At 63.6% G+C, this 17,610-nt stretch carries 16 protein-coding genes; 10 read left to right on the top strand and 6 right to left on the bottom strand.

The window, feature by feature from the left end; all coding sequences use genetic code 11:
* Window positions 1–161 precede the first annotated feature (161 nt).
* Together VFG33_RS26675 and VFG33_RS26680 are read right to left on the bottom strand one after the other, a co-directional pair.
* Window positions 162–410, bottom strand: a complete 249-nt coding sequence (locus VFG33_RS26675; protein WP_325055704.1) for an amphi-Trp domain-containing protein — start codon at window positions 408–410, stop codon at window positions 162–164.
* A 46-nt stretch (window positions 411–456) separates the two neighbouring features.
* Window positions 457–1,392, bottom strand: a complete 936-nt coding sequence (locus tag VFG33_RS26680; RefSeq protein ID WP_325055705.1) for an SMP-30/gluconolactonase/LRE family protein — start codon at window positions 1,390–1,392, stop codon at window positions 457–459.
* Window positions 1,393–1,517: 125 nt separating this feature from the next.
* Between VFG33_RS26680 and VFG33_RS26685 the strand changes: the two genes are divergently transcribed.
* Complete coding sequence (locus VFG33_RS26685) at window positions 1,518–2,045, top strand: GNAT family N-acetyltransferase (RefSeq protein WP_325055706.1); 528 nt, start codon at window positions 1,518–1,520, stop codon at window positions 2,043–2,045.
* On the opposite strand, the gene VFG33_RS26690 is transcribed toward VFG33_RS26685, so the two are convergent.
* A complete protein-coding gene (locus VFG33_RS26690; RefSeq protein ID WP_325055707.1) occupies window positions 1,962–2,600 on the bottom strand; it encodes a TetR/AcrR family transcriptional regulator in 639 nt (212 codons plus the stop codon). The genes VFG33_RS26685 and VFG33_RS26690 overlap by 84 nt on opposite strands.
* Window positions 2,601–2,725: 125 nt before the next feature.
* Here VFG33_RS26690 and VFG33_RS26695 point away from each other — a divergent pair, with 125 nt between their 5' ends.
* Window positions 2,726–2,884: a hypothetical protein gene (locus tag VFG33_RS26695; RefSeq protein ID WP_325055708.1), complete on the top strand. Its 159-nt coding sequence runs from the start codon at window positions 2,726–2,728 to the stop codon at window positions 2,882–2,884.
* A 3-nt stretch (window positions 2,885–2,887) separates the two neighbouring features.
* Window positions 2,888–3,181 carry an ester cyclase gene (locus VFG33_RS26700; RefSeq protein ID WP_325055717.1) on the top strand — a complete coding sequence of 98 codons (294 nt, stop codon included), beginning with the start codon at window positions 2,888–2,890 and terminating at the stop codon, window positions 3,179–3,181.
* Window positions 3,182–3,184: 3 nt separating this feature from the next.
* Here the strand turns inward: VFG33_RS26700 and VFG33_RS26705 are convergent, their stop codons facing one another.
* Both VFG33_RS26705 and VFG33_RS26710 read right to left on the bottom strand, forming a co-directional pair.
* On the bottom strand, window positions 3,185–3,829 hold the full coding sequence (locus tag VFG33_RS26705; protein WP_325055709.1) for a response regulator transcription factor: 645 nt from the start codon (window positions 3,827–3,829) through the stop codon (window positions 3,185–3,187).
* Window positions 3,817–5,529 carry a sensor histidine kinase gene (locus tag VFG33_RS26710; RefSeq protein WP_325055718.1) on the bottom strand — a complete coding sequence of 571 codons (1,713 nt, stop codon included), beginning with the start codon at window positions 5,527–5,529 and terminating at the stop codon, window positions 3,817–3,819. Before VFG33_RS26710 ends, VFG33_RS26705 begins: the two co-directional genes overlap by 13 nt.
* A gap of 164 nt (window positions 5,530–5,693) precedes the next feature.
* On the opposite strand from VFG33_RS26710, the gene VFG33_RS26715 reads away from it, so the two are divergent.
* A complete protein-coding gene (locus tag VFG33_RS26715) occupies window positions 5,694–7,178 on the top strand; it encodes a TRAP transporter substrate-binding protein (protein WP_325055710.1) in 1,485 nt (494 codons plus the stop codon).
* Here VFG33_RS26715 and VFG33_RS26720 read toward each other — a convergent pair.
* A complete protein-coding gene (locus VFG33_RS26720; protein ID WP_325055711.1) occupies window positions 7,175–8,677 on the bottom strand; it encodes a sensor histidine kinase in 1,503 nt (500 codons plus the stop codon). The genes VFG33_RS26715 and VFG33_RS26720 overlap by 4 nt on opposite strands.
* 149 nt (window positions 8,678–8,826) lie before the next feature.
* Between VFG33_RS26720 and VFG33_RS26725 the strand changes: the two genes are divergently transcribed.
* The 6 genes from VFG33_RS26725 (at window position 8,827) to VFG33_RS26750 (ending at window position 16,329) form a co-directional block, all read left to right on the top strand.
* A complete protein-coding gene (locus VFG33_RS26725; protein ID WP_325055712.1) occupies window positions 8,827–10,107 on the top strand; it encodes a glycoside hydrolase family 18 protein in 1,281 nt (426 codons plus the stop codon).
* Window positions 10,108–10,755, top strand: a complete 648-nt coding sequence (locus VFG33_RS26730) for a phosphotransferase (protein WP_325055713.1) — start codon at window positions 10,108–10,110, stop codon at window positions 10,753–10,755. It abuts the gene before it with no gap.
* A gap of 20 nt (window positions 10,756–10,775) precedes the next feature.
* Window positions 10,776–11,393 carry a cysteine hydrolase family protein gene (locus tag VFG33_RS26735; protein WP_325055714.1) on the top strand — a complete coding sequence of 206 codons (618 nt, stop codon included), beginning with the start codon at window positions 10,776–10,778 and terminating at the stop codon, window positions 11,391–11,393.
* A gap of 1,302 nt (window positions 11,394–12,695) precedes the next feature.
* Complete coding sequence (locus VFG33_RS26740; RefSeq protein WP_325055715.1) at window positions 12,696–13,772, top strand: B12-binding domain-containing radical SAM protein; 1,077 nt, start codon at window positions 12,696–12,698, stop codon at window positions 13,770–13,772.
* Entirely contained in the window at window positions 13,772–15,115 is a 1,344-nt protein-coding gene (locus tag VFG33_RS26745) for an HD domain-containing protein (protein ID WP_325055719.1), read from the top strand. Before VFG33_RS26740 ends, VFG33_RS26745 begins: the two co-directional genes overlap by 1 nt.
* Window positions 15,116–15,249: 134 nt before the next feature.
* Complete coding sequence (locus tag VFG33_RS26750) at window positions 15,250–16,329, top strand: hypothetical protein (protein ID WP_325055716.1); 1,080 nt, start codon at window positions 15,250–15,252, stop codon at window positions 16,327–16,329.
* Window positions 16,330–17,610 lie beyond the last annotated feature (1,281 nt).

Raw genomic sequence — 17,610 nt, forward strand, 5'->3', positions numbered from 1 at the left:
AAGGGTCGAACTTGTTCGAGCCCGCAGGGCCGCGAAGCGCCCTTGACTCACCTCACCACGACTAGCAGACTCCCGCAGCCCGGCGACGCAAACCACGTGCGCCTACCCACGAACCACGTGCGCCTACCCACGAACCACCCGCCGACAGGAGCGCCGGGTCGTCAGACCTCGGTGTCGTCGGCGGGCTCTTCGTCGTCGGTGAGGGTCCATTTGAGTTGGAATTCGACTTCTTCTTCGGTGTCGCCTCGTTCGTGCTCGACGCTGACCTGGGCGTTTGGGGGGACGGTGAAGCGCTCGCCGGCGATCTGGATGCGGAAGGGTTTGCCGGACTCCAGGGCGTCGGCGAGGCGGCGGAGTTTGGCGGCGAAATCCTCGATCGAGTAGGTGCGTTCGACGTCTCTTTCAGTCATGCCGAGAATCCTCACATGGCACTCGGGCCACGCGGAGTACAACGGATTAAGGCTTCTGGATCTGTACTACGTCGTAGTCGGTGCCGGGCGGGATCCCGGTGCCCAGTGGTGGTGGGAGGCCGAGGTCGAAGCGGGCGTTCACGATCGCCAGCCTGTCGCCGCGTTCGGCCACGGTGGTCGGGATCCGGAACCGCTTGCTGGTGACGGCAGCGGTGATGCGTCCATCGGTCAGATCTGAGTCCAGCCGGACCTTGACGATGCGCTCGGCGAAGTTCTCCACCACCCACAGGGTCTTGCCGTCCAGCAGGATGCCGTCAGGTGTGCCCGGGGTGATCGCGCCGCCGGTGATCGCGATGGTTCGGCTGGAGCCGGTCTTGGGGTCGACGGTGATCAGCGCGCCCAACGCGGAGTGGGCGACGATCAGGGTCTTGCCGTTCCGGGTGGCGGTGATGCCGTTGAGGTTGAAGTCGCCCATGATGGTCGCCGCGGGCCCACTCAGCGGGATGGTCTGCGGTACGCCGATCCGGCCGTTCCGTGCGATCGGGACCTTGTACAGCACCGGTTTGAGCGAGTCGGTGATGTACGCGCCGTCCCTTGTCACCACCACGTCGTTGAGGAACACCGGGGTGCCCGACGAGAGGGTCAGGTCGGCGACCGGGGCGCCGTTGCGAGTGTTGTACACATAGGCGTGGCCAGTCGGTCCGCCGGCGACCCACAACCGGTTCTGCTCGGCCTTCAGCCCGACCGCGATCCGTCCCGGCGGTGCGTCGATGAAGACCCGGCCTTTGCCGGTGCGCAGGTTCCCCCGGAAGATGTCACCGTCGGCGAGCGAGCCGACGTAGAACGTGTTCCCCTTACCGATCGCGATTCCCTCCGGAGAGAACTCGGCAGGTAACCGGATCGAGGCCGGGAACGGAGCGGCCGAGGCAACGGTCAGTACTACGGCCGCCACGATGAGCATCAATTTCTTGAGACGTGACATGAAATCCCCCATGTGACCAGATCCCCTTGTTTTGAAGGTAGATCCGGTCGCTCGACAGTGTCCAGAGCCTGGGACGACCGAGCGGGCGAGGGGAAATGTCGGAGCACCCCGCTAGGTTCAAGCGCATGGATGATTCGACGGCACCGCGGCGGAGTCCGATCATCTTCGTCACGGATGAGGCTGTGGCCGAGGAGAGGGCGTTGATCCTGGCCGGGCTCACCGAGTTCAACGTGCAGGTGACGGGGTTTCATGATTATCGGCCGCTTGCCGTGCTGGTCAGGAATCCGGAGACGCACCAGGTGGTCGGTGGGCTGGCGGGCCGGACGTCGTTGGGGTCGTTGTTCGTGGACCTGCTCTATCTGCCGGCGGCCCTTCGCGGCACCGGGCTCGGTCGCGAGCTTCTGCAGCGAGCCGAGGACGAGGCCAGAAAGCGCGGCTGCCGGACCGGTGTGCTCTACACGCTTTCCTTCCAGGCACCCGACTTCTACCAGCGCAACGGCTGGGAGGTCTTCGGCGAAGTCCCCTGCGACCCACCGGGAACCAGCCGGATGTTCCTGAGAAAGGACCTCCTACGGGCAGAGGGCGATAGTCGCCATGCCGGTGATCCATCCGGCGTACCGGTCGAGGGACCAGCCTCGGTCCAGGACGAGTAGTTCGTACAGCTCGATGGCAGTGCAGGTCCAGAGCACGTCGCGTACTTCGTCGGCTTCGATGCCGTCGCGGAGCTGCCCCGACTCGAGCAGGTGATTCCCCAGCATGCCCATCCCGAAGAGACGCTCGTTCAGCAGCTTCTGCCAGATCTCCTCGAGGCTCGGGTCGACGTGCCTGCCGTCGCGGATCAGGAGTTGTACCTTGGCCGATCGTTGCTGCCGCCGCACCATCCCCTCGAAGTACAACGTGAGCTTCCGGCGCAGGTCGGGCTCGGCCTGCACAGCCTGAGCCTCAGAGCGCTGAGCGATCGGAACCGGCTCGTCGTCGCCGGCGATGACGTAGTCGAAGACTGCCTTGGCGAGCACCGCCTTGGTGCCGAAGCCTTTGTAGACGCTCTCGGCCGAGACGCCGGCGCTCTTGGCCACGGCCGTGATCGTCGTCGACCGGAATCCGTCCCGCTCGAAGAGCTCCTTAGCAGCCAGTACTACGGCCCGCTGCCGCGCCCGCGCTCGTTCGCGCCGGCCGGTCGCATCGTATTTCCTCTTGACTTCCGCCATCAACCGATCCACCCTCTGTTTTAGAGACAGTAAGACTGTATCTAATATTGGGGGCACAGATGAACATCCAGCCAGGGATCGTGTCGAGCGACCCGACATCCATCGCGGTACGCAGCATCCTTGTCATGACGGACGGGGGACTCGCCGAGTTCGAGGAGGTCGTGCACCAGGACGCGGTCGACCGCGAGAACGTGGTGCAGCCCGCCGCGTCGCGAGTCGCGGGGCCGGCCGGCTTCTACTCGACCGCGCTGTGGTTGCGCGCGGCGTTCGCCGACCTTCGCTAAGACATCCACCACCCCATCGCGGACGCCGGTCTGGTGGCGGTGAACTCGACGATGAGCGGGCGTCACGTGGCGCCGTTCGACGTCTACACGCCCGACGGTGAGATCGACACGGTCTTCCCGCCGACGGGCAAGGAGTTCGCGATCACCCAGTCCCACTGGTTCCGGGTCGAGGACGGCAAGGTGCTCGAACACTGGGCGAACCGGGACGATCTCGGGCAGGCGAGGCAGCTCGGCTGGGTGCCGCCGACACCGGCCTATCTGTTCCGGATGGCACGAGCGAAGCGCCGCTTTCGCTAGGGGTCAGCCGCGGAGTGCGGTCAATACGGCGAGGACCCGGCGGTTCACATCGGCCGAGGGCTCGAGTTGGAGCTTGCGGAACAGATGCGCGCAGGTCGCCTCGACGGTGCGCTCACTGATCCGGAGTTCGCCGGCGATGGCCGAATTCGAACGGCCTTCCGCCATCAGCGCCAGGATGTCCCGCTCCCGGCTGGTGAGCTGGGTCAGTGGTGAGTCCGGGCGCCTGCGCCGCATCAGCCGCGACACGATGGTCGGGTCGAGGACACATTCGCCGTCGGCGACCCGCCTGAGCGCGTCCACCAGGACGGCGATGTCGGACACCCGCTCCTTGAGCAGGTAGCCGACACCGCCGGGCTGATCCGAGAGCAGCCGCTCGGCGTACCGGCTCTCGACGTACTGGCTCAGCACGACCACCGCCGTGTCCGGGTACTGCTCGCGGATCTGACGAGCCGCCACCAACCCCTCATCGGTGTGGGTCGGTGGCATCCGGATATCCACGATCGCGGCGTCCGGCTTGCCGAGTGCGACCAGGCGCAGCAGTTGGCCGGCGTCGGCGGCCTCACCGATGACCTCGATGCCGGTATCTCCGAGCAGTCGCGCGATGCCCGAGCGGATCAGCATGACGTCGTCCGCGATCACGACGCGCACGGGATCACCGCCGTCACGACGTAGCCGCCGGTCTCGGGGCCCGACCAGGTGAGCTGTCCGCCGACGGCGCCGACCCGATCGCCGACCGCCGTGAGATCCGGCGGCCGGATGGTCGCCGACTCCGTCCGCACGCTGACGATCAGCGACTCCACGACCTGGCGTACCTCGATCCGGCAACGCGTGGCGGCAGTGGGCTCTACGACGCTGCCGACTGCGGCAGCGACGGTCGCATACGCAGCCATCGCCACCTCCGGGGCCAAAGCGTCAGTGAATCGCATCGTGAGCTCCGCCGGTACGTCGGATGCCGCGACGAGTTCGGCCAGCGCCTGCTCCAGTCCTTCGTCGGCGAGCAGGCCGGGAAAGATCCCGTGCGCCAGCCGACGCAACTGGCTGAGAGCGTCGCCGACCTTGCTCTCCACCTTCTCGATCCTGGTGCGCGCCTCCTGGTCGGCATCAGCCCGGGCAATGCGCAACTGGAGACCTACGCCGACCAGCCGCTGCTGAGCGCCGTCGTGCAGGTCCCGCTCGATCCGGCGACGCTCACTGTCCGATGCGGCGACGACCCGGCGCTGTGAAGCCCTTACCTCCGCGAGCCGTGCCCGAGCGACCGTCGACAACTGTGCGTTGCGAAGCGCCAACCGGGTGACCGGGGACAGGCCCGCGAGGATCTCCGCCGGATCCACGCTGCGAGCGACGATGAGTCGGACGGACGGCTGCGAACCGTCGGCCAGAACCACGGCTCGGGCCGATTCGGGTGGGTCCACGACGGCAGCGCCGGCCTGATCGAGCCATCGGTTCTCGCCGGGGACAGCGAACTGGACATCGACGACAGCATCGCGCAGTACGGACTCTGTCGACAGTCCGGTCACCACCTTGTCGACGGCGGCGCGGATCCGAAGTACCCGAAGATGGAGCAGGCACACCGACGCTCCGACGACGGCGACGGCCAACGGTTCCAACGGGAATCTGACGGTGGACGGCTCGATGCTCTCGAAGGTCAGCCACCGTACGACGGCCAGCCCCGCGAGCGCTGCCAGAGCAGCCATCGCCGCGCCGCTCACCAGCCGAGAAGAACGGGTCCTGAGAGTTGCGGCGACGGCCAGTCCTCCGATCATGGCGATGGTGACTATCGCCGCCGCGGTGATCGCCATCGCGGCGCGGGTGCCGATCAGTTCGCCGAGGATTGGTGTGAGGTCGGCACAGGTCTGGGTGCACCCCGGATCGGCGAACGGGTCATAGGCGACTACATGAACGCCGGCGGCAACGACGGCGATCCCGGCGATGACGATCACCAGCCGATCCGTTCGTGGCTCTGCTGTGGGTGGCCAGAGCAGAGCCGTGGCGGCGACCGCTGCCACGGCCAGCGGCGTCGTGGCGAGAGTAGCGGCGCGCAACGAGTCCGGCAGCCACTGCTGCGAGGACCACAGTTGCAGGATTGCCGCAACGCCGGCCAGCGCCAGCGCTGCCGACGCGCGGCCGCTGTGCGACCGGGCCGCCCAGGCCCCGGCGACGGAGACCGTCGCGGCCCCGGCGAGGACCAGCACGTACCAGACCGGCAGCCGCTGGACCTGAGGTGCGTTCGGGTTGTCGAGCGCGAACGGCAGAACGCACACCACCACGACCGCGGCCGCCAGCACTGTTGCGGACACGGCTATGCCTGCAGTGCGCGCCACTACCACCGGACCCGCCCCCGCCACCATGGTCACGCTTCCCATTGTGCGCTTGTGAAGTCACAGTTGGATGCAGTGGTAGCCACATTCGATCTGCGTGCCAGCACGGTCGGCAGACGACGGCGCCGCTCCTAACGTCCGAAGTACCGGACGCAACTCAGCGTCCCGATTCTCTGGACGTCGAGGGGGAACTCATGAACGTAGTGCGCAAACGCGGTGTCAGCTACGGCATCATCGCCATCATGCTGATGGCACCGCTTGGCTGTAGCGGTGCGAAGGCGGTCGACAAGGCCGGTGGGGACAGCGCCGTACTGACGCTGGCCACCATCGACGACGTGAACAACAACGGTCAGTCGTTCGGCCCGCAGGCCTTTGTCGACAACCTCCGCACGGTGTCCGGCGGCAAGCTGAAGGTCGAGATCAAGCTGAACTACGGCGCAGGCGACGCGAAGGCTGAATCCGCCATCGTGAAGGCGATCGCGGCCGGCGAGATCGACGGTGGCTGGCCGTCGACGCGGGCGTTCGCAGGAGCCGGTCTCACCAGCCTCAAGGCTGTCGAGGCGCCGATGACCATCACCAGCTACGCCGCGGAGAGGCAACTGGTGACCGCACCGGTCGCCAAGACCCTGCTGGCCAGCCTGGACAGCACCGGAGTCGTCGGCCTCGGACTGGCAGTCGGACCACTCCGCCGGCCGTTCGCGGCGAAGAAGCCGCTGCTCGGACCGGCTGACTGGACTAGTACGCGGTTCCGGACCTACAACTCACCCGTGCAGGAGGAAGCCATCCGGGCGCTGGGCGGTACACCGGTGAACTTCGGGATCGAGTGGGGCGGCGAGATCAAAGCCGGTCGTCTTCGCGGCGCCGAGTTCGACGTCCCGCAGTACGCCAAGACCGACACCGCAGTCGCCCCCCAGGTCACTGCCAATGTCGTGCTCTGGCCGAAGGTCTTCGTGCTGAGCTTCAGCCGGCAACGGTTCGAGGCTCTCACCGAGCAGCAGCGGAGCTGGGTCAGGGATGCGGCCGAGCGGGCGGCGAAGACCTCCGTCGAGGCCGGCTACGAGGAGTCGACCATCGCCAGCGACCTGTGTAGCGACGGTGTCCGCTTCATCAGCGCAACACCAGGTGAGGTCGCCGGCCTGCGCAGGAAACTGCAGCCTGTGCTGGATCGGCTTGCGGCCGACCCGAAGAGCGGGCCGATGCTGAAGGAGATCCAGGCCATCGCGACGGCCAATCCCCTGGCTGACGTCCCGAACGTGCCGGCAGCCTGTCGGCAGACGGGTCAGGAAGCTCCTGTCACCAAGATCCCTCAGGAGGTCTCAGCGCTTCCGAACGGTGTCTACCGGGTGGAACTCACCACCCAGGACGTCCAAGCCGCTGGTCTGGACAACACGGACAGAACTTCGGGGACCTGGACCATGACTGTGCGGAACGGGACGTGGGAGGTCCGCTGCCGGCCCATCGACGATCCAGAGGATGACTGCGGTGGCACCATCACCGACGGTCCGCTCGCCGGCGGAGATCTCCGCGGCACCGGTCACGAGGTCTGGTTCGTGCCCAAGGGGAAGGACCAGCCGGTCCGGGCCACCTGGGCGATCGCCGGCAACACTCTCACCTTCAGTGACTTGTCCAGCACGTATGGGTCCGAGATGGACATCGAGCCGTACCAGAAGATCGGTTAGGACAGCCGGCGCCGACACGGGACGGTGGCAGTCACAGTCGTACCGGCTCCGGGTGGACTCTCCACCCGGAGCCGGCCGCCGAGGACGGCCAATCGGTCGGACAGGCCGGTCAGCCCTGATCCGGAAGCGTCGGCACCACCGCGCCCATCGTCGGTGATGGTGGCCTCCAGCAGATCGCCGTACCGGCGTACGTCGATCTTGATCCGGCTGGCGCCGGCGTGCTTGGCCGCATTGGCCAATGCCTCTGAACAGACGTAGAACAAGGCGGTCTCGGCGTCGGTGTCACCAGCTGCATCGTCGCTGATCGCGACCTCGGCCGGACCTCGCGCCGCGAGGAGCTGGAGGGCATCGCGCAGCTTCCCCTCGCCCAGCGTGGCGGGTGGAATGCCCGCCACCAGGTCGCCGATCTCCGCGATCGCGGTAGCAAGTTCGGCTTCGACGATGTCCAGGGTGCTCTCTGTCCCGGCCCTGATTCGTACTTCGGCCAGTTCAGCCTGAGCGTCACCCAGGAGGGCTGCCACCTTCTGCCCCAGCTCTTCGGCCACCTCCTCCCGCTGGCGGTCCGCGGCTGCGACGACCCGCGCACGCGCCGCCTCCAGCGCGCGCAATTGGGAGAGCTGCTCGTCTTGCAGCCGGAGGTTGGTCACCGCCAGCCGGACGGCTGTCTCGACCGCCCGGGCCGTGAGTGGATCCTCCAGCGCCGCCGACTGATGCGCGACTACAGCCACCGGCACCTCCGCCTCGCTCACCGTCAGCCACTGCCGATTCCCCGCGGCAGGATCCAGCCCACGATCCAGCCAACGGTGGATTCTCAGAGTTGGATCGCCGAGCGCCTCTCCGAGTACGACGGCGAAGCCGTCAAGTCCGGTCAACGGCCGACTGACCAGGACCGCGTCGGCGAGGCGTCGACGCGCTCGTAGCGCCGACCAGTATGCGACCGGGAACGTCACACCGACCAGTCCGAGGACGACCTGATAGTCAAGGAGGGAGAGCGCCGGATCGAACGATTCCTTCAGCTGGGAGACCGACCAGCTGACGCCGAGTGTCACTGCCACCACGCCGGCTGCGGTCACCGGATACCACCGAGCGCTCGGTGGGCGCATCGCGGCGTAGACGGCGACCAGAGCGAAGAGCAGCGCCACCCCGGGCTGTGGGACGATGCCGAGAGCAACCAATCCGGCGAGAGCGACCACCAGCCAGGCGATTCGGCCGTGGATCAGTCCGGTGGGGAACGCCACCAACGCGACCACCAGCGCTGCCTGATGAAGCGAGAGGGTCTGCGCGAAGAGAGATCCGAGCAGCCAGGCAGCACCTACGGCGGCAACCATCGCTCGCTGCCGAGCGGGCCCGATGGGTAAGGCCGCGACGACGATGAAGACGACACCGACAGCGACATCCACAGCCGTCCGCCACCCGCCGACCTGCGCCGCCAGGTCTGCTCGCACGGCCAGTATCACCAGCGCACCAGTTGCGACCGCCCCAGCCACGAGCCTGACCATGGACCCGACTGTCACCCTGCCGGGCACCAAGAACAAGTGCCACCTTGGGCCACGGTGGTAAGTGCTTTCGTTAGAGACATTGCGTAAGTCGGCCGGGCGGTTCTAAGGTGAGCCACCTGTTCCTCGAAACCGCCCGGTGGGGGAGAAGCATGTCGGTGAAACGTCGGAGTCTTGCGCTGCTGATGGCAGCCGCGATCACGGTCCCGTTGGGGCTGTCCGCGGTGCCCGCGGAGGCTCACAGTCAGAAGCGTGTTGTCGGTTACTACACCAACTGGAGCGGTTACGACCGCAACTTCCTGGTCAGTGACCTGGTGAAGAACGGAAGTGCCGCCAAGCTCACGGAGGTGAACTACGCGTTCGGGTTCCTGGACGCCCAGGGCAACTGCGTGAGCAGCGATCCGTGGGCCGATTACCAGCGGCCCTTCACCGCTGAGCAGAGTGTCAATGGCAAGGCCGACGAGCCGGGTCAGGCGCTGGCGGGGAACCTGAACCAGCTCAAGCAGTTGAAGAAGAAGTACCCGAAGCTACGGATCAGCATCTCGCTCGGCGGCTGGACCGGTTCGAAGTACTTCTCGGATGCAGCGCTCACGCCGGCCTCGCGGGCGGCGCACGTGAAGTCCTGCTTGGACATGTGGCTGAAGGGCAACCTGCCCGGCGCCCCGGCCGGTGCCGCGAAGGGTGTCTTCGACGGCATCGACCTGGACTGGGAGTGGCCGGCCAGCGAGGGCAACCCCGGCAATGTGATCCGGCCGGAGGACAAGCAGAACTTCACCGCGCTGGTGCACGAGTACCGCAAGCAGTTGGACAAGCTGTCGTGGCCGTTCAGCGGGCGGTACAACCTGACCGCGTTCCTGCCGGCCGCGCCCGCTCAGATCACTGCCGGGTTCGAGGTGAAGAAGCTCTTCAAGGACCTGACGTTCGGCACGACCCAGGGGTACGACTACCACGGCTCCTGGGATCCGCTGACGAACCAGCAGTCCGCGATCGACGGCCCGGCCGGAGATCCGTCGGGACCGGAGTTCAGTTCGCAGGTGACCGTCGACGCGTACCTCGCGCAGGGGGCGCCGCGGAACAAGATCGTGATGGGTGTGCCGTTCTACAGCCGCGGCTGGACCGGTGTGACGGACCAGAACGACGGGCTCTTCCAGCCGGCCACAGGGCCCGCGCCGGCGACGTACGAAGCGGGCTATGAGGACTATCGCCTGCTCAAGCCGAAGTTGAGCGACTTCACCGTGCACCGCGACACGAAGGCCGGTTTCGCCTGGCTGTTCGACGGGACCACTTTCTGGACCTGGGACGACCCGGTCGAGATGAAGCGCAAGGCGCAGTACATCTCGAAGCGCGATCTCGGCGGCGCGATGATCTGGTCGCTGGACGGCGATACGGCAAATGGCGAGCTGATCTCGGCGTTGCACCGTAATCTTCGCTGAGTGAACTTCGACTCTCTGCTGGACCGGTTCGGTGCCCACAGCGCCGAACCGGTCCAGCTCGGCATGTCCGGCGCGACCGTCGTCCGCTTGACGCGCGGCGGCGAAACCCTTTTCCACAAAGAAGGGCGGAGCGTCGACGCCGAGGCGGATCGCTTGAGTTGGCTGACGGGCACCGGCTTTCTCTGTCCGCGAGTGCTCGACCGCGGCCCCGGCTGGATGCTCACCTCGGAACTCCCCGGTCGCGATGCGTCCCAGCCGTGGCCATCTCAAGATCGCATGCGTGCCCTGACGGCGATCGCTGAAGGACTCCGCCACCTGCACGATCTGCCCGTTGACGCGTGCCCGTTCGTGTCACCTTTTCCGGGTGTCCCGGACGTCGTCACCCATGGCGACTACTGCGCGCCGAACACCTTCGTCGATCCCAGCACCCTGCAGTTCAGAGGAGTACTGGACATCAGCCGCCTCGGTGCCGCCGACCGGTATCTCGACGTAGCCCTTATGTACAAGAGCCTTTCCGGCGGTTTGAACCCCCAGTACGGCGGGCCGCCGGCGGCGAGGTTCTTCGCCGAAACCTATGGCGCCGACCCTGATGACCCGCGCATCAGGCAGTACATCGACCTCGACAACTCAGGCGCCTTCGCGGACTAAGAGCACCTACTGTGGGCCGGGTGGACGAATACACCTCGCCAGAGTTCGGCAAGAGTGCCCTGCTGACCGTTGATCTGCAGCGTGACTTCGCGACCGGCCCGTACGCGATCCCGGGCACGACAGAGGTCGTTCCTCAAGTGGAGCGACTGGCTGAGGCGTTCCGGGCGGCCGGTAGGCCGGTCGTGCATGCGGTTCGGCTCTATCTGCCGGACGGTAGCAACGCTGATCTGTCTCGCCGGGCGTTGATCAGGTCCGGCGCCTCGATCGTCGCACCTGGATCGCCGGGGTCAGCGCTGATCACTCCGCCCGTGGAGCTGGCTGCCGAGCTGCTGCTGGCCGGCAAGCCGCAGCAGCTCGGCGAGAACGAGTATGTGCTCTACAAGCCTCGCTGGAGTGCCTTCTACCAAACGGAGCTGCTGGCACATCTGCAGGACGTCAGCACCGTGGTCGTTGCTGGCTGCAACTACCCGAACTGCCCACGCTCGACGATGATCGATGCCACCGAGCGGGACCTTCGGACCGTCGCGGCACGAGATGCGCTGTCACAGTGGACCCCCGCGGCCCCCGACGAACTGGACGCCCTCGGCATTGCGGTCTGCTCCACCGAAGTGGTCCTCAGTGCCTTGAAATCCGCCTGATCAGCGTGCTGAGAAAGCGTGAGCTGATCCGGGCGCCAGGCCGTAATCTTCGCTGAGTGAACCTCGACGCTCTGCTGGACCGGTACGGCGCCCACAGCGCGGAGCCGGTCCACCTCGGCATGTCCGCCGCGACCGTCGTCCGCCTGGCGCGGGCCGAGGAAGTCCTTTTCCACAAGGAAGGACAGGGCATTGATGCGGAGGCGGACCGCCTGGTCTGGCTCGCCAGCACAGACTTCCCGTGCTCGCGTGCTCTCACCGCGATCGCCGAAGGTCGCCGCCGACTGCACGATCTACCCATCGACTCATGTCCCTTCACCTCACCCTTTCCGGTGAGCCCGATGCGGTCACCCACGGCGACTACGCTGCATCGAACTCGATCCCAGCACCGTCCGGTTCAGCGGAGTACTGGATGTCAGCCACCTCGGCACCGGCGATCGTTACCATCGATGCCGCCCCGATGCACGAGAGCCTCTCCGGCGGCCTAAACCCCAGTACGGCGGCCCGCTCGCCGCTTCGTCGAGACCTATGGGGCCGACCCCGACGACCCGCGGATCATGTAGTACGTCGACCTCGACATCTCCGGCACTTACCGCAGTTAAAAACTCGGTCAAACGGACGGATGCGGAGAACTGGTCGATCGCGAACGATGGAATCCGAACCGCCCGCTGGAGATCTGTCCCAAGCAGGATCTCGGCGAGACAGGGCCAGGTCCATGCCCAGACACGGACCTGAGACGCATATCGATACCCAGCCAAATTGAGATCGACGATCGGAGCTGCTGCGTTGGGCCCCAAGACGCAACCTGAGTGGCCCATAAGCGTGTCTCAAGGGGCTATCCTGTAGAACCTACTTCATCTGGGTGTAGACATGCATCTGACGCAGAGTGACGACGTTGACGTCCTACTCATCAATCCGCCGTATCCTCTCCGCCAGGGAGGCGGCCGGATAGCGCCCATCGGGCTTGCCTACCTTGCTGCGGCCATACGGACAACGGGTGCAAGTGTAAGGATTGAGGACATGGCGAGGCGGCTACCTGCATATCAGGTTGGCGACGAGGACGCCGTGCTCGCAGCGACAGAGCAGATACTCGGAGGAGCCGGAAGCGTCAAGCTGATAGGGGTGGGACCGCTCGTCACGGCCAACCTCCGATCAACACACAGGATCCTCGTCGCAGCCCGCGAGATGACATCTGCGGCGCTTGTCGTGGGCGGTCCACTCTGTGCGGCGCCAATGATCGATGACGTCTGTACAACCTACCTCCCAGTAGATGCATATGTTGCCGGTGACGGGGAGGAGCCCATAGTGAGCATCTGGAACAATCTTCAGGCTGGGCGGGCTCCGGAGGTCGCTAGCGGCGTCGGTTTGCCAGGTCGATGGATCGCACAACCTCATCGCACGGCGAATCTCGACGACCTTGAGCTGCCTGCGCGCGATCTGCTGCCAGGATTCGATGTCCCGTCAGCAAGGCGCGCCGTAGGCAGCGGGCGGGCCACTGCTGCCTTCCTCTCCCGTGGATGCCCGTATTCGTGCACATTCTGTGCCGCGCCGCTCTCAAGTGGCCGCAAGGTGCGCCGTCTTTCTCCACACAGAGTGACTGATGAGATACGCTCGTTCCGGCAGTTAGAAATTGAGCAGGTTATTTTCTATGACGATTGCTTGTTCATCCGTTCTGCACAATTGAATACCCGAATCCTTGAGTTCTGTGAGGCACTTTCGAATGCTGAATGGACGGGGACATTCCAACTCGAGCTTCGCTGCGACGCAGTTAATGCGATGTCTGAATCGGCACTACAGGCGCTGCAAAGCGTCGGATGCCGGCAGGTCAATATGGGTATCGAAAAAGGCCACTTAGCGCAGCTGAAGCAATTTAGAAAGCGCCTACTCCCTGAGCAGGCCAGGGACTCTGTGGACCGATTAGTTTCGACAGGGATTAGGGCTGCAGGCACGTTCATAGTTGGCGGAGCGGGCGAGACTATGGAAGATATCGATCAGACAATTAAGTTTGCGTGTTCATTGAATCTCGATTTCGCGCACTTTAATCCGCTTGCGGTCTATCCGGGCACTCAGTTGTTCTCCGAAACCTTCGGTCATGCGGCGGAGTGGCTGCCCCTATGCCTCGATGACAAAATATCGCCAATGGGTGATATTCTGTGGCGCAGCGCAGACATGCCGCTATCGGCAATCCTCGACTCGGTGGCTCAGGGATATCGAGATTTTTACACGACAGCACGCCTCTCTGGTGCGCTTGCGAGAGCGCCGAGATCTGAGCGAGCTGAATTAACCGAGTCATACGAAGTCCTGGCCGTGCGCCGGCCGCATAGCTGGGATACACCTTCTCGGGCGTTGAACACTGACGGTTCGTGTGGAGTCGCCGGGTGATGTACGACCGCATATACGGGAAAGTCGAGCTACCCAAGAGCGCACGCAAGCTCGCCCAATCGTGCCCGCTCTTATTGCGCTTGCGTGAAGTCCGGATGCCAAATATACCCTTCTTTGACTATCCAAGCTTTGCAAATGTTAGCCGCTACGAACATTCAGTTGGAGTAGGTCATCTCGCGTTCTGGTGGGCGAAACAAAATGAGTTGGAATCTGACTCGGCAGAGGCGCTGGCACTCGCTGGCCTTTACCACGATGCGGCGACACCGGCATATAGCCATCTATTTGAGGAATTTCTCTCGCGCGATGGCTTTGATCATGAGGCCGAGTTGGCCAGCGTACTGGGGGCGAAGCCAAATTTGCTCGGAAGTCAGCATGCGCAAGTCTTCCTCGGCAGACACTGCCGCCTACGGGACGAGTTGGCGCCCCGCGCGCAGCCTGGCGGACTGCTGTCCTCGACAGGGGTTGCTGATCTCACCGCTGCACGTCATCCCCTCGGCGTAGCTGTACACGGTGATCTTGACTTGGACAATATCGACAACGTAATACGAGCGACAACGGCAATGGGTCTCGTTCGAGCTCATGAATCGCTTCATCCATATGAGGTCGCCCTCGCTCTACGCTGGGATGGGGAGAAGGTCTGCATCGCCACGGATCCGGCGGACGCCGTCGGCCGCTGGCGAATATTGAGGCGACGTCTTTACAGTGCCATACTCGACAATGAGCGGGAATTTATTGCACAGGCGACGATCAAGTGGGCGCTCGAAGAATGCTCTAAAGTTGATCCCGAACTCCGAGAATCTAGCGCGTGGACGCTGACCGAGCCTGAGCTGGTCCATGAGCATCTTCGTATGCACGCCAAGTCCCGCGAACTCATTGATAGTTTCAGGCTCGGTCGACCCGCGCCGCTCTTGTTGAGTGCGTGGATCGATGACCTTTCGCCGTTGATGGGCAGCAACTCTGAAAAGAACACGGTAGTTCTCTGTGATCGTTTGGGAGCGCTTTTCGGTTGCGACGTCTACATCAATTTCTATGTCGACAAACGGGAGCGCCCTATTCGATTACCCCAGACCCTAAGTCCGACGCTATTTGATGATGTCGAGGAGATCCCGTATCCGCCCTCGAGTCATGAACTTCCTCAACCTAAATCGATCGCCGCCACCCCTGGTGTTCTCGGCGTAATTGGTACGCCTCGGGCGATTGCCAGAAATAGAGACGCGAAGTCAACCTTGATAACAAGCGCAATTGAAGTACTTTCGGACGTTCTTTTACAAGACGTGGAGACCGCTGACACACGTTGGCTCGGGACGCGTCGCTCGATGGTGGTTGCGCGGTCTGACGAATGAGTATTGACAGCGTGAATCGTGCTCTTCATACGCGACTGGAGAGAGTTGATTGGGACTTCCGAGGGTATGTCCCCAATAGATCTACCCAAGGGATTCACAGTCTTCACTGGTATCCTGCCCCATTCCCATCAGCATTGGCTGGCACGCTTCTGGATATTCTGGCCCCAGACGGCGGCGTCTACTTAGATCCATTTGCCGGCAGTGCTGTGGGTCCTCTTGAAGCCTGGATACGTGGAATGCGTGCGTATGGAGTGGACAGCAACCGGTTTGCAGTCGAGATCGGCCGGGCGAAGATCCAACTGCTTTCCGACGGATCACCTGAATGGGGCGACGAGTTCGCAGCCGACTATTGGGCTTTTCAAGCAAAATCAAAGGAAGATCTAGCGAGTAGCTCGTCAAAAGAGCTTTGCGCTCTAGGTGGGTTTGAGTGCGATGCTGAGCAATGGTTTAGCCGGCAGGCACTGCGGGATATTGTTGTAGCGAAGCGCTGGCTCGCTAGCATCGCTGGCGAGGCGAGGGTGTCAATCTTGCGCGCGATCCTCTCGTCGTTACTGCATCGATCGTCAGAACTCCGCGACGTTCATTACACCTATATTGTCGACCGCTCCCGCACTCTGGCCCCTCCTGCGACTGCGGCAAATCTCCCCGCTGACTATCGCGACAAAATTGTCCGGGTGGCCCGCGGGGCGGCGGTCGCCCATGCCGAATTGGTTGCGACCGGTTGCGATCTGGGGCTGGATAACGCTCCGGCGTTGATTGCTATGCGAGCGCAAGACCTCGACCAGGGCGTGCAATCGCGGGTCGACGTGGTTGTGACATCGCCTCCCTACTTTGGAATGAATGATTACGTTCGATCCCAATATCTCAGCTGGTTGGTTGACCCTTGGCCAGGCTACTCAGATGACCTCGCAAATGAGGCCGGCGCGCGTAGGGATCGTCGAAACGTCCAGCGACTCGGCGAGTACCTGGTTGCTATGGACGAAGCATTCGCGAAGGTCTATGACGTTCTGAGGCCCGGCGGCCTTCTGGCTATCGTGGTCGGACAATCTCAGACGAGACTCGCGAAGGAGCATGACCCTGTCGCAAATCTACGGGAGGCGCTGCGCGCTCGGGGGTTTGTGTCTGTTTGGGAGTCTGAGCGTCGGGTGCGGTTCAGGAAGATCAACAATATACGCAACCCCGTCGAGTCGCTATGGGTGTTCGAACGTCCATAGCGGAGTTTTAGGAAAGTTCCGATCCATCCGGCGTAGTTCAGTTCGTGTATCCACAGTGCAAGGCGTTCATTCGTTGACGCTTGAGCTATAGCTGACAACACTCTGACTCCCACGACTCAGCCTGAAGGTAGCTGGTGACAGTAGGGCCGAGACGTGATTCGATGGACCTCCATGAAGGATGATATCGAGCGATCGGGCATAACTGCTTGATGAGTCGGAGGTGATCGCGACCATGGCGAGACCTTGGCGGGTCCAGGTGGTTTCCGTAGGTAAAGGTACCGAGATGGCTCGTGACATCACGCGGCAAGTTGTTGAGGGCGCAGGTCTGCTTTGCGATGTATGGGATGTTCCTGGGTTCATAATGAACCCAGCGCTTCACACGCATGCGGCGTCTGTTAGGGCAGTCTTTGAACATGACATCATCATCGGACTAGTTGGCGAGGGTGCCGGGACTCCTTTCGCAGTCAAGGAGGTGCCCGACGAGATGGAAGCAGAGTTGCGATCGTTGGGTGTGATTCCTCCTGACGATCGAAGGGATGTTATCCCCACGCTCTTTCAGGTTGAGGTGCTCACAGCGAAAGCCTTGGGGCGGCCAACCTTGGTCTACCTGCCGAGCACACTGGAGAGCACTGTGCGGCAGCTTCTCGACTTCATTCGCCTCAACCCTCCGACAATGCTCGCGCGCCGTCAGGCGCCGCAAGTTTTGCCAGTGCACTCGTACGTTGATGCCGAAGATTGGCATGGATTGCATCTAGCGTATGAGGTCCCCACGTTGTCAAGCATCCCTTTTGGGCACGCAGTTTTCATAAATCAGCTTATGACGGATCGCCCCAATTGGTGTAGTAGCTATCGCCCCTCCGATAGCGAAGGCTTGAAGTCGTTGGTGCAAGCTGGAATTCGTAGCCTTCCGCTCGCATTTGCACTCCAGCAACCGCAGCGGATCAGGGAGCGTATGTCGCGTCAACGTGATCCACTTGGGCGCGATTCGGTTTCGGATCTGTTTAGCGCGGGGCGGGTAGTCGAACCACCGTACGTCTTGGAATCTGGCGATCTGCGCAACGCTGGCGGACTGCTTCCCTCGCGACCCGGTCAGCCTGGCTCAGCTGAGGGTCGATTAGCGGCGTCGCTGCGCGGTGGCAGCAGCGTGCTGCTCCTGGGGGAACCTGGACTAGGTAAGTCAGTGAGTTGCCTCCTGGTCGCCCACTCGGCAGCGACGACTCAGGGTGTCTCATCTGATCTGATCCTCTACGGGACGTGGCGAGAACTGACGGATGTTGCCTC

The organism is Kribbella sp., assembly GCF_035687465.1.
Taxonomy (GTDB): domain Bacteria; phylum Actinomycetota; class Actinomycetes; order Propionibacteriales; family Kribbellaceae; genus Kribbella.